Below are 12063 nucleotides of genomic sequence, written 5' to 3'. Positions count from 1 at the left end.
GCCTCGACCGCAGGGGCGAGCGGCGCGGGCGGCAGCGCAGGTGACACTGGGGGCGATCACGAACTCGCTCGCCCAGCCGCTGCAGGTCTCGGCCTTCCGGCAGGAGGACGGCTCGTACAACATCGTCTGGCAGCGCGCGCAGAAGCGCCGCGACGTGACCAGCGCCCTCGGCATCAAGTCGGACGAGGACCCCGCTCCGCCGTTCGGCGCCGACGGCTCGGCCTCCGGCCTGCCTGCCGGCGACGGCCTCGGCGAGAGCACGGCCCCGGTCGAGGAGGTCGCCTGATCGACCACCGGGCGGCGCGCACGCGTCGCCCCCGCACTCCCTCGACGGGGATCGCTTCGACACCCGGAGCGGTCCCCGTCGACGTGCCGGATGCTTCGAGCATTTCGGGCTGGGCTCGCCCCTTCCAACATTGAGCCAGCGCGGCACTTCAATCGTTCACTGTTCCACGCTATATGGAGGCTACCATGGCGACCGTCGCACCAGATCCGCAACTCGATATCCGCGAGCAGCTCGCGCGGATCGACAAGATGCAGGTCGAGATCCAGAAGACGCAGGCGGACCTCGCCAAAACCAAGCTCGAGGTACGCTTCTTCCCCGGCACCCTGTTCTTTCAGGCGACCTTGGCTGCTGCCGCCCTCCTGACGGCCGGTGCCGCGATCGGCAAGCTCTTCGGCTGATCGCCTGGACCGACGCTACCGCGTCGGTCCCTGTCTCCATCGCCCTCGTTCCTACCGATACAGTCTCGCAAGCGCCGCCCGAACCCGGCGGGACCCGCGAAGCGCGTGATCAGACTGCTCCCGCCTCATCCGCGGCCGACCCATCGCCGGCCCGCCAAAGTGGTATCGCGCACCTCGGGCGCTCACAGATCGACCTTCACCTCAGCGTGTCCCGACGGCTCCGGCGAGGCGCCCAATCGACGGCGACCTCGTGATATTCGACCTCCCTGTCGGCGACGTCCTCGCCCGTGTGGTCCACTCATGCCCAGCTCGGAGCAGTCATGGGCGCTGCCGCGCCCGACGCTGGTGGCGAGCTTCACCGCGTGCCGATCCGTCCGGGCAGGCGGATCAGGCGGCCGATCCTGCCGGCCCACGGGGCTTGTTCATGGCGTCCGCTCCGACATCTCGGCTGCAACCGGGCGTCTCATCCGCCGGTTCGTGTCACCTGCGAGCCGGCCCGGCACCGCGCAACCCCTTTGGCAAAGCCGTGTTGCCGCGCTGAAGCGCGGCTGCCCGCACCACCCCTGCAAAAGAGGTTTCCCTCCAGGTCGACCGCGCTCGTCGCCTGCGCGACGATCCCGGCCGCCCCTCCGGTGCGCAGCACCGCGCCAGCTCGCTCATCGGTGACACCGGCGGACGATCCGCCCGACATCACCCGAGGGAGCTATCGCCATGAACAACGTGAACCTGATCGGCCGCCTGACCCGCACCCCCGAACTGCGCGCGGTGAACCCCACCACCAACGTGGCCACGATCTTCGTCGCGACCGACCGCCCCAAGCTGAACAAGGATGGCCACACCTACAAGGGCGAGGACGGCTTCACCGTCAAGGAGACCGAATACCACAAGGTCACCTGCTTCAACGGCCTCGCCAAAGCTGTCGCCGGCAACCGCAAGAAGGGCGACTTGATCGCGATCGAGGGTCGCCTCCACTACACCCGCTGGCAGGACGCCGAGGGCAACGACCGCTACGGCTGCGAGATCATCGCCGACCGCGCCGAGTTCTACTGACCCGCCGGGTTCGGGCGGCGCCTCGCGGCGCCGCCCTTTTCGCGTGCTCACGCCTCAACCGGCGAGCCCCCCCCTTCGCACCTGGTCCCAAGATCCCGGAGGAAACCCGCGATGCGCGCGCAGCACGACATGTTCAATCCTCAGCCCGACAGAGGCTCCGTTGCCTTGGCCGAGAACAAGCCTAACGACGTCCCCGAGCCGCCTCGACAGGAGCCGCTTGCTGCACCCTGCGGCTTCCGCGATCGTAGCAACCAGCCCTGCGCACGGCTCGCCACCAAGCCGCTCTCGATCGACGACGTCCAGCTGGTCTGCCGCGGCATCCCCATGCTGCTTTGCGAACCGACGTGCTTCCGCGGCTCGTCGCCATCCGACGACCAACCCGACAGCGGGCACGGTGGCCCAGCCAGCCCGGATGACGATCCCAACATGGGGCTCGATCCGGATGATCCGGGCTACGACGACGCATGGGGTGAGGGCGCGTGGGAGCGCGACGACGGACAGGATGCCCAATAGCGGGGCAGGGAAGGGGTTTACGGGGCGTCCCGCCTTGTGGGCGGGACCGGGCTCTCATCGGCCCTGACGGGCCTTACGGAGCCCCCTAAAGGGGTCTCCGCCCTTCGGGTATCGATCCCTTTGCCGACGCCGGGGCGTCCTGCGCGCGAGCGACGGCAGCAGAGCTGCCTAGCGGTGCTGCGGCCTGGCGGCCGCATCATCGCCGCTCGTGCTCGGATCACCCCGGCGCACCCGCCCCAAACCAATATTTTCTCTCTCTGTGATGTGGAAGTTTGGCATGCGGGGTTGGCGGACCGTCAAGGACGAGCGGTGCCCCCAATTTTCACGACCCCCGCCACTCCGCTTTGCTCCATTCTGGGGGCCGAGAAAATCGGCTCCCCCACTCGCGAGCGTTAACCGGGGTCCACGCCCGATGGGCGCGGCTTCCCGGTTAACGTCCCTGACGGCCCTGACCGCCGCATGCCGAGTGAGATTCCTCACCGAGAAGAAGGTGAGGTTTTCAACTCATGGAGGCTATCATGACCAACACTTTCCGCAGCTTCTCCGACGCCGCCCGCGCGATGAACGAGGTCCGGATGAACGACAGCGTCTTGAACATCGACGCTGAGACGCAGCAGACCTACGACGGCGCTTTCGTGGAGAGCAGCGAGATGGCCAAGCTGACCGTCTTCAACGCCCCCGAGAAGCTGGACATGCCCGACCCCGAGATGGCCGCCGCAGCCGTCGACCTCATGCTGCGGACGGTGTTCGACGTCACGCGCGACACCCGGATGGAGGAGTTCGCCGCCGACATCGCATGGGGCATCGTCAACTCCTTCCACATGGTGACCAAGCGCATCGAGGGACGCGAGGACGACGCCGCCCGCAAGCTGAAGGACATGGTGGAAGCGTACGACCCCAGCGAGATCTACGCCGTCGAACTCGAGGACACGCAGCTCCTCTGCCAGACGCTGGAGGGTTGCGCCGAAGCGATGCGGTGCATGCGAGACCACGCCGGGGAGGTGTTCCGCGTGGAGACGGGTCGCCCCTTCAACACGATCCGCGGCAGCCGGGTCTCCTCCAAGCTCACGGCGTCGGTCATCGACGGGAAGGATTACCTCGCCGCCCGCGCCGCCAAGCGCCGGGAAGAGCACGCCCCGACCGGCCCGATTGTCGCCTTCTCGGGCGGACAGGTCTGGCACGACCACGAGCAGCTCTTCGACCGCCTCGACCAGATCAAGCGTCGGATCCCGGCGATGGTCCTGATGACCACCGGCATGAACAAGGGTGCGGACGCCGTCGCAGCCGCGTGGGCGTCGTCGCGGCAGGTCAAGCTGGTGCGCATGATGCTGGAGACGCGGTACGGTCCGAAAGCGGCCTTCCTCCGCAACGACCGCATCGCCAACCAGCGCCCGGTTGAAGCGATCGTCTGCGAAGGCTCGGGCGTCCAGTCCGACTTCGCCCGGAAGATGCGGACCGCCGGCGTGCCGCTCCACGTCTTCCGTCTCGCCGAGCAGGCCCCGATGGCTCCCGCAGCGCGCAGCCGTCGCGCCTGACGCACCCGCAGGAGGGGCTCCGGGCAACCGGAGCCTCTCCCCTTTTTTACGTCGCCCTGGGCGGCGCTCAGGGGCATCGAGCCCCCTCGCGCCGCGGGGACTGACCTTGCGGTCGAGCCTTCACCACGGATGGCCGCACCGGCTCGCTYGCATMGCGGCCGCGCCGTCGCGCGTCCTGCTCGCTACGCCTCGGCCGGTGCGGCTAGGGGATGGGTCCCGCCCAGCCTTCCGGCACGGCTCGCTGGCGGGCGTGGCGATGCCGTCGCATCGCCAACGCTACCGCTGCGCATCGCGCCGTGCCGATCGCCCCAGCAAACGYCGYGCCGGCACTGCTCGCTCGCGTCACGGCGACCCCGTMGGGTCGCCAGTTCGCTACGCCTCGCGCGCCGGCASACCRACCCCGCGCGGYAGAMCCGCACCGGCTCGCTYGCRTMGCGGCCGCGCCGTCGCGCGTCCTGCTCGCTACGCCTCGGCCGGTGCGGCTMGGGGATGGGTCCCRCCCAGCCTCCCGGCACGGCTCGCTGGCGGGCGTGGCGATGCCGTCGCATCGCCAACGCTRCCGCTGCGCMTCGCGCCGTGCCGATCGCCCCAGCGGACGYCGCGCCGGCACTGCTCGCTCGCGTCACGGCGACCCCGTMGGGTCGCCAGTTCGCTACGCCTCGCGCGCCCCTATCACCGCCAATCAGCGCACGACCTTGCTGCGCCATCATTACGATCAATCTCGGTCCTTTGGACCGACGATCCCGGAGCCGTCCGGGCGACCCTAACGGGTCGAGGGAAGGAGGCTTTGCGCCGGTGATTCCACTCGGGAGGCAAAGCCATGTCGATCACAACCTTACTCAGCGCCGGCGCTCTACGCGACGTGAAGCCCGCGACAGTCACCGCACGCCAGCTCGCCGCATTTCGGGCTTTCGCTCGCGAACGCGGCGAACTCCTCGATCACGACGATGAAGACCCGCTAGTCGCATGCAACTTCGAGGCTCGCGCTTGCCCCTGGTCGCTGGCCAGCATTTGCGCGCTCTTCGACTACGACGAGGGCGTGATCGCGGTTGTCGAGGAGGCACAGTTTCGTGGTCTCAACGTGCGCTTCGACCGCGACGACGCCACCCGATCGATCTCGCTTAGAGTCGCCAGCACGCCCGATGGAAGCGACCGACAATCACGAGCTGCGCGTGGTCTGGGGATAGCCTCCACCTAGATCATCGCAGGGGGAGGGCGGGACGTACCCGCTCTCCCTTTTTTTGCCTGCGGGGCTTCAGTTCTCGATCACGAAAAAGGGGAGGGCCTTACGGCCTCTCCCCTCTTCTTTTGCCCGACAGGCTTCAGCCTGCCAGCGCATCGGTCCTGCTACGCTGCGAGCCGCTTCGCGACCTCAGCAACACCCATCGACTTTACCGCCCCGAGGATAGACCGAATCTGTTCGGCGTCGCCCTTGAGCAACCCCGATTTCTCGACCTCCTTCAGAAGCTCAGAGCGCTCCCTCTCGGCAAGCTGACGACGCCGCTCTTCCAGCTTCCGTCCTTCTGCCGCCAGCTGCTCGCGTTCCTGCTCGATTGTACGTGCCATTGCCGTCCCTTTTTCTGATCGGTTGACAGCCTCCGACACCCACGATGACAGGCCGCACGACCGGCCGCAAGCGAGAGCTATTCAGACGGCCTTTGGCCGTCAGGATCGGCACCGATGATCTGAGCTATGCCGGATCATCGGATAGGCTGCGACGGACCTCGCCTGCGGCGGGTCCGTCGTCGGTCGGGATCGCTTCGCATGTCCGCCGGAGACACGCCTTGGATCGGTCCGCCTCCGGCGATTGCCCCTCAGGACTCCGATCGAACATGGAGACGAAGAGCGATGATGCCCTCAACCCCACGACAGTCCCTAGGATTAGCACACCCTATGCGGCGACCGCAGGTGTAAGTGCCTGGAAAGCCTCATGTATTCTGTGGTGTTACCGTAGTCGTATGTAATACGCCTTCTCGAAACCAGGTAAACCGCTGATTCCCCGCGGAAATCGCTGTAGTTGCTGGTAACACAGAAACCATCTTCCGTCGGCGAGCGAAGGCAGCTAAGCTGCGGTTTCCGAAACCCCCACCATCCAAAGTTTGGATGGTGCTATGTCGAACCCACCTATCACGCTGCGTCTGTCCGACGACCAGCGAGCGGCCATCGAGCGTGCGGCCTCTGACCGAGGAATATCCCGGTCCGAGATCATCCGCCTGGCGCTGATTTTCGGGGTGCCGCTCGCAGCGGCCAGCCACTCATTCAACGTCAGCCGAGTGCTCCTCATCCTGGAGCAGCTTTCGGCCTCGATGGATCTCATCGTGACCCGGGAACACCCGGACTTCGCCGAGAAGATCATCGACATCGCCCAAGAGCGCGTGGAGGCCCACCATGCGCAACGGTGACATCCGTTTCAACGGCCAGGCCGCAGTCGTCGAGCACGCCTCCGCGCGCGGCCGGATAACCCGCAACTCAGGCAATTTCACGCGCGGTTCGCAGCTGCTTTCGAGCCAGTACAAGATGGCTTGGGCGGCCACCCTTGTGCCGGTCTGGATCTGGCTCGGCAGCTTCATCGTGCTGTTCAACATCATGGTCTGGCTCGGCCTCGCCGAGCACGAGTTCCAACTCGACCTGATGAAGCTCTACTCGGCGGTCTGGACATGGGTGGGTGGCGACCGCTTCCACCTCATCAACCTGAGTCTTCCGAACGGCTCCGTGACCAAGGTCCCGATCGGCTACGTCCCCTACGAGCCGCATGTCGTTCACGCCTGGCATCAGACGGTCAAAATCTTCCTGATCACGCTGGTGATGGCGACCGCGGTCGCAGCCCCGTTGATCAGCTGGTTCATCACCTGGGCGAACAAGCGCGGACGCGACGTTTTGACCGAGCGACACAACCGCGGATCGATGCTCGTCGCCCGCGATCTGCTGCTCGACAATGTCCGCCGGCACAACCTCACGCAGTTCCGCAAGGAATGCGCCGAACACGACCCGCCCTACGATCCGAAACTCGTCGCCAAGGCCCCGATCATCGATCGCGTCGACGAAGGCATTCACGTCCCGTATTCCATCGCCGGCATCCCCTATCCGTGGCGCCTCGAGCAGAGCCACACGATGCTGATCGGCACGACCGGGACCGGCAAGACGACACAGCTTCGCAGCCACGTTTCGCAGATCCGAGCACGCGGCCATCGCGCGGTCATTTTCGACCTCACCGGCGTGTTCGTTGAGACGTTCTTCGACCCCGAAACCGACGTCATTCTCAACCCGATGGACGAGCGCTGCGCGCCGTGGACACTGTTCGACGAGTGCCGGAACTATGCCGATTTCGTCTCGGCAGCCGCGGCTCTCATTCCGTCCCATCCCGACGACAAAGAGCCGTTCTGGCAGAACGCCGCACGCATGCTTTTCATCGAAATGTGCCTGAAGCTTCAGGAGGCGGGAGAGGGCAACAATGCCGCCATTGCCCACCACCTGATGACGGCCGATCTCAAGAAGATCCATGCACAGCTGGAGGACACTGTCGCCGCGCCGCTGACGACCGAAAAGGCCGCCCGCATGGCGGAGTCGATCCGATCGGTTCTGAACGTCAACGGACAGGCCCTACGCTTCATGCCGGACCCGGTCGAAGGCGGACCTCCGGCGTTCTCGATCCGCGACTGGATCGCGATCGACAATCGCGACGGCTCGATCATGTTCATCACCGGCTCGTACAACGACCTGGAGATGACCCGCGGCCTGTTCACGCTGTGGATCGACCTGGCCGTCAACAACCTGATGCGCCTGCCGAAAACTCGCGATCTACGCACCTGGTATCTCTTTGACGAGGTCCACGCGCTCCACGCCCTTCCCGGCATCGAGCACGGCCTGCAGTCCGCCCGCAATTTCGGCGGGGCATTCGTTCTCGGCATCCACTCGTTCGACAAGCTCGTCGCCACCTATGGACTCCAAAACGCGACCGCCCTGACGGGCCTCGCGCGCACCAAGCTTATCCTCGCCACGGCAGACCGTACGACCGCGGAGAAGTGCTCGGAGTTCATCGGTAATCGCGAGGTCCGGCAAGTCGATGAGGCGTACAGCTACGGCTACAACAACACCCGCGACGCCTCGACCCTGACGCCTCGCACGGCGGTCGAACCGCTGGTGCTGCCCGACGACATTACCGACCTGCCGTCGCTCAATGGCTTCGTCAAATTTCCGGACGGCTTCCCCGCCGCTCGGATAAAGCTGAGCTACAAGTCCTACCCCGAGGTCGCACCCGGCTCGGTGCCTCGTAAGGACTTCAAGCCCACTCCCTACGTTTCGCCGGAAGAGCGGCGGAAACGTGCAGCCCAGAACAATGGCGCGGATGAAGGGGGTGAGGGTGGCCGCGAGCATACGCCCACGCGGCCGGTAGGAGGCGTGGAAGAGCGCGGCGAGAACGAGCCGGAGCAGACTACACCGGAGCCTCGCAAGGGCCAGAGCGAGGCGGAAAAAGCGGCTGCGGCGATGGACGTCGTCGGTGCGACCCAGGTCGCTCTGGACCAGATCCCTGGCCGGGCTGTCGGCGCGTCGCCGCAAGCCACTGCGCCCGCGCCGTCCAACGATGAGAAGGAGGCATCGCTTCCGAAGGTTCAGGCAGCTCGGGCGGGGCTCCGCCTTGCCGATCCCGGCGTGGGACGCACCCTCGATCCTGGCCAGCAGGCGGCGCGTGGCGATGTCGGTCGCTCGACCGGAAACCCGATCCTCGATCGCCTCGACGGCGACCGCCACGAGGACCAGTCGATGCGCGAATTGCGCGACGGCTTCGCCACAGATCGCAACGGCGACCATCATCATCGTCATCACGGGCATGACCACTCGCCCGCGATCGACGATGACATGGAGATGTAAGCGATGCTCTCGGTCGCTTCCATCAAATCGGCATCGGGCGCGGCGAGCTACTTCGCCAAGGACGATTATTATACCGCCGAGCACTCCTCAGAGGCGACGCTCTGGGGCGGTGTCGGGGCGGCCGAAATCGGGCTCAAGGGCGAGGTCACGAAAGAGGCTTTCGAGAAGATCCTCAACGGCGAGCTGCCGTCGGGTGAGAAGGTCGGCCAGGTCCAGAACCGACAGCACGGTGTCGACCTCACCTTTTCGATGCCTAAGTCGGCCAGCATCCTCGCTTATGTCACCGGCGACACCCGCATCCTCGCCGCCCACATGAATGCCGTTAAGACCACGATGGCGTGGGTCGAAAAGACCTTCGCTGAAGGGCGCACGTACGATCGATCGAAGGCAGGCGACGCCGTCCGCACAGGCAACCTCGTCTATGCCATGTTCCAGCATGACACGAGCCGGGCACTAGACCCACAGGGGCACATCCACGTCCTCGTCGCGAACATGACCAAGATGGCCAACGGCGTCTGGCAGGCACTGCACAATGGCCAGCTCTGGAAGAACAACACGACGATCGGTTCGGCCTACCATGCCAACTACCGCGCCGAGCTGGCGAAGATCGGCTTCGAGACGACGGTCTCCGGCAAGCACGGCATGTTCGAGATCAGCGGCGTGCCGAAGAAGGTCATCGAAACCTTCAGCCAGCGCAGTACCGATATCCGAGCCAAGGCGGCCGAGCTCGGTATCACCAATCCGAAGGCTCTCGATCGGATCACCACCAACACCCGCGACGCTAAGCTCAACGTCGAGGATCGCGATGCCCTCCGGGAGGCGTGGCGAGCCCGTGCAGCAGAGCTTGGCTTTGACGGCAAAGCGCTTGTGGAAGCCGCGAAGGCACGCGCGAGCGGTGCCGCGCTCGACAGCAAGCCCGGCACCATGGAGCGTATTCGCGAGACCCTGGTGGGCATTCGTGAGACCCTCGGTGACGCTTTCCGGCCAAACGACCCGCTGATCGCAAGCGGGCTCGAGCGTCTGCGGATCTCTCCGGTCGACCTCCGTGCCCAGCACGCCGTCGCCTCCGCCATCCGTATCCACGCGCAGCGTGAAGCCGCGTTCTCGATACCCGACGTCGTGAAGACTGCGCTCGATCGCGACCTGAAGGGCGTGACGCCCGAACATGTCGACCGCCGCGTCTCGGAGCTCATCCGGGCCGGTCAGCTGATCCCAGGCAAGCAGGACCGGATCGACGGCGTCGTTACTCACGTCACGACGCCGGAGGCACTTGCGACCGAACGCGGGATCCTCGCCGAGATCGAGCGGGGACGCGGGCAGGGACGCGTCATCGTCTCGCCGGAGACTGTGATCGCGAGGCTCCACGCTGCCTCTGGCGACAAGGAGCTCAACGCTGGCCAGATGGCGGCCGCGACCATGGCGCTCACCTCCTCTGACCGCATCGTCGCCGTCCAGGGTGTCTCCGGCGCCGGCAAGTCGACGATGCTCGCAAGCGTCTCCCGCAACGTCGAGCAGGAAGGCGGCAAGGTTGTCGGCCTGGCGCTGATGAAGGCCACCTCCGACCGCCTTGGCGCGGAGGCTGGGATCGAGAGCCGCACCGTCTCCTCCTTCGTTCACAGCTACGCGCGTCACGCACTGGCAGGAAAAGGTGCTGGCTACGACGGCGCCCGCAACGAACTGGCCGGCACGACCATCATCCTCGACGAGGCTTCCATGGTCGGCTCGGACCAGATGAAGCACCTGGTCGGCATCGCAAACGCGCTTGGGGTCGATCGCTTCCTGATGATCGGCGACCGTCAGCAGATCACCGCGGTGGACGCCGGCAAGGCCTTCGCGCTCGCGCAGGCCGGCGGGATCACGATGGCACGCATGGACGAGAACCTGCGTCAGCGCACCGAGCAGCTGCGTACCGTCGCGGCGCTCACCAACCGCGGCGCGGTTCGCGAAGCCATGGCGATGCTCGGCAACAAGGTGACCGCCAATCCAGCGCATGTGAAGGCGGCGTCGGAACACTGGCTGGGCCTCACACCCGAGCAACGCGCCTCGACCGCGATGTTCTCATCAGGTCGAGTGGCGCGCGCTGAGCTCAACGTCCGCATTCAGGAAGGTCTCGCTGCCGAAGGCACGCTGAAGGGCGAGGGGGTGAAGATCGATGTCCTCGACAAGGTCAACCTGACCCGCGAGGAACTCCGCTACCCCCAAGCCTACCAGGCGAAGTTCGAGGCACGGCTCGTCGTCGATCTACGCTTCGCGATCCGGGAGCTTGGCCTGCCGCGAGGCACGTTCGACGTGATCGGGGTCACTGACAAAGGCCATGTGCAGGTCCAGATCGGCAACAAGGTAAAAACCTTCGACCCGCAGAAGATCTCGCCGCTCGATAAGACCGACGCGATGCAACTCGCCCAGCGTGAAGAGATCAAGCTCCACGAAGGCGACAAGATCAGATGGACGCAGAACGACAAGGATCGCGGTCTCAACAACAACGACATCGCGCGCGTGATGTCGGTCGATCCGTCAGGGATCAAAGTGGAGGCAAGCGACGGCCGTGTCCATGAACTGAAAGCCGGCGACCCGATGATGGAGCGCATCAGCCTCGCCTACGCGCTCAACATGCACGCCGCTCAAGGCATCACTGCCGACAACGCGATCGCGGTGATGAGCCACAAGGAGTCCAACCTTTCCAATCAGCGGCTCTTCAACGTGACCGTCACACGCGTCCGTGACGACATCCAGCTGTTCACCGACAATCGCGAGAAGCTGACCCAGGCGATCGAGCGCAACGAGGGTAACAAGACCTCCGCGCTCGAGACCACCGGCGAGTTGTCGATCGATCCAGGGCGAGGCTCCATCTCGGATAATGGCACATCGCCGGGTGCGACGGGGAGCCAGGCCGGGATGGATTCCTCGGGATCGTTCAATCCCTCGCTGCCGCCCGAACTCGATCGCGGCCCCGAGAAATTGGGCGGCGAGAAAGCGGGCTCGGTCGCCTCGCCGGCGATGAGCAGCACCACCACCGCTCCTGACTTCAAGAACGATCCCACTCTGTCGGCCGCGTCGCTCCGCATCGGTGTCGAGCCGCCCGCGATCGAGCTGCCCTTCCCCGAAAAAGACATCGGACTGGAGCTATGATCATGCCCACCGCACGACCTACCCTCGAGCAGGTGCTCGCTACCAAGCATTGGCACCCGTGCGACCTCAACACGCACACGCTTGCCGAGTGCAGCCGCCTCGCCAAACACGATCACGCGCTGGAATGGGGCGCTGAGACCCTGGCGATGGCTAGCATTTTTGCGCTGACCTACACCGTGCTTGCGCCGCTAACACGGGCGCTGCGCGCGCCCCGTCGAGCGGGCGGCGTGGCCGCATGATGTCCGAACGGCTCATCCGCGACGATCTCCAATCATCGTCGGCA

At 65.7% G+C, this 12063-nt stretch carries 10 protein-coding genes and 1 pseudogene; 10 read left to right on the top strand and 1 reads right to left on the bottom strand.

What is annotated here, in order from left to right:
* From ASF14_RS10310 to ASF14_RS10285, 6 genes and pseudogenes are all read left to right on the top strand, one after another.
* Positions 1-286 (top strand): annotated as a pseudogene (locus ASF14_RS10310) (hypothetical protein); the annotation flags it as partial.
* A gap of 185 nt (positions 287-471) precedes the next feature.
* A complete protein-coding gene (locus tag ASF14_RS10305) occupies positions 472-684 on the top strand; it encodes a hypothetical protein (protein ID WP_016510755.1) in 213 nt (70 codons plus the stop codon).
* 711 nt (positions 685-1395) lie between these two features.
* Entirely contained in the window at positions 1396-1734 is a 339-nt protein-coding gene (locus tag ASF14_RS10300; RefSeq protein ID WP_016510750.1) for a single-stranded DNA-binding protein, read from the top strand.
* A 111-nt stretch (positions 1735-1845) separates the two neighbouring features.
* Positions 1846-2247, top strand: coding sequence for a hypothetical protein (locus tag ASF14_RS10295; RefSeq protein ID WP_056434700.1), 402 nt, complete (start codon positions 1846-1848; stop codon positions 2245-2247).
* Positions 2248-2765: 518 nt separating this feature from the next.
* Positions 2766-3782 carry an SLOG family protein gene (locus ASF14_RS10290; RefSeq protein WP_056434716.1) on the top strand — a complete coding sequence of 339 codons (1017 nt, stop codon included), beginning with the start codon at positions 2766-2768 and terminating at the stop codon, positions 3780-3782.
* A gap of 820 nt (positions 3783-4602) precedes the next feature.
* Positions 4603-4980: a hypothetical protein gene (locus tag ASF14_RS10285; RefSeq protein WP_056434698.1), complete on the top strand. Its 378-nt coding sequence runs from the start codon at positions 4603-4605 to the stop codon at positions 4978-4980.
* Positions 4981-5129: 149 nt separating this feature from the next.
* Here the strand turns inward: ASF14_RS10285 and ASF14_RS10280 are convergent, their stop codons facing one another.
* A complete protein-coding gene (locus ASF14_RS10280; protein ID WP_016509334.1) occupies positions 5130-5348 on the bottom strand; it encodes a hypothetical protein in 219 nt (72 codons plus the stop codon).
* Positions 5349-5893: 545 nt separating this feature from the next.
* On the opposite strand from ASF14_RS10280, the gene ASF14_RS10275 reads away from it, so the two are divergent.
* The 4 genes from ASF14_RS10275 to ASF14_RS10260 are packed head-to-tail and all read left to right on the top strand — an operon-like array spanning position 5894 to position 12019.
* Positions 5894-6184 (top strand): CopG family transcriptional regulator, encoded by a 291-nt coding sequence (locus ASF14_RS10275; protein ID WP_056434696.1) that lies wholly within the window; start codon positions 5894-5896, stop codon positions 6182-6184.
* Positions 6171-8651 carry a type IV secretion system DNA-binding domain-containing protein gene (locus tag ASF14_RS10270; RefSeq protein ID WP_056434694.1) on the top strand — a complete coding sequence of 827 codons (2481 nt, stop codon included), beginning with the start codon at positions 6171-6173 and terminating at the stop codon, positions 8649-8651. The genes ASF14_RS10275 and ASF14_RS10270 overlap by 14 nt, the downstream gene beginning before the upstream one ends.
* Positions 8652-8654: 3 nt before the next feature.
* On the top strand, positions 8655-11780 hold the full coding sequence (gene mobF, locus ASF14_RS10265; RefSeq protein ID WP_056434692.1) for a MobF family relaxase: 3126 nt from the start codon (positions 8655-8657) through the stop codon (positions 11778-11780).
* Positions 11777-12019, top strand: coding sequence for a hypothetical protein (locus tag ASF14_RS10260; RefSeq protein WP_056434690.1), 243 nt, complete (start codon positions 11777-11779; stop codon positions 12017-12019). The genes mobF and ASF14_RS10260 overlap by 4 nt, the downstream gene beginning before the upstream one ends.
* Positions 12020-12063 lie beyond the last annotated feature (44 nt).

This window comes from Sphingomonas sp. Leaf257 (assembly GCF_001422185.1).
Taxonomy (GTDB): Bacteria; Pseudomonadota; Alphaproteobacteria; order Sphingomonadales; family Sphingomonadaceae; genus Sphingomonas; species Sphingomonas yabuuchiae.
The sequence above is the reverse complement of the archived record's forward strand: the minus strand, read 5'-3'. Positions and strand labels throughout refer to the sequence as shown.

Excerpts from the sequence above, each read along its gene's own strand:
- ASF14_RS10305 (WP_016510755.1), top strand. The coding sequence starts at position 472 with ATGGCGACCGTCGCACCAGATCCGCAACTCGATATCCGCGAGCAGCTC.
- ASF14_RS10300 (WP_016510750.1), top strand. The coding sequence starts at position 1,396 with ATGAACAACGTGAACCTGATCGGCCGCCTGACCCGCACCCCCGAACTG.
- ASF14_RS10295 (WP_056434700.1), top strand. The coding sequence starts at position 1,846 with ATGCGCGCGCAGCACGACATGTTCAATCCTCAGCCCGACAGAGGCTCC.
- ASF14_RS10290 (WP_056434716.1), top strand. The coding sequence starts at position 2,766 with ATGACCAACACTTTCCGCAGCTTCTCCGACGCCGCCCGCGCGATGAAC.
- ASF14_RS10285 (WP_056434698.1), top strand. The coding sequence starts at position 4,603 with ATGTCGATCACAACCTTACTCAGCGCCGGCGCTCTACGCGACGTGAAG.
- ASF14_RS10280 (WP_016509334.1), bottom strand. The coding sequence starts at position 5,348 with ATGGCACGTACAATCGAGCAGGAACGCGAGCAGCTGGCGGCAGAAGGA.
- ASF14_RS10275 (WP_056434696.1), top strand. The coding sequence starts at position 5,894 with ATGTCGAACCCACCTATCACGCTGCGTCTGTCCGACGACCAGCGAGCG.
- ASF14_RS10270 (WP_056434694.1), top strand. The coding sequence starts at position 6,171 with ATGCGCAACGGTGACATCCGTTTCAACGGCCAGGCCGCAGTCGTCGAG.
- mobF (WP_056434692.1), top strand. The coding sequence starts at position 8,655 with ATGCTCTCGGTCGCTTCCATCAAATCGGCATCGGGCGCGGCGAGCTAC.
- ASF14_RS10260 (WP_056434690.1), top strand. The coding sequence starts at position 11,777 with ATGATCATGCCCACCGCACGACCTACCCTCGAGCAGGTGCTCGCTACC.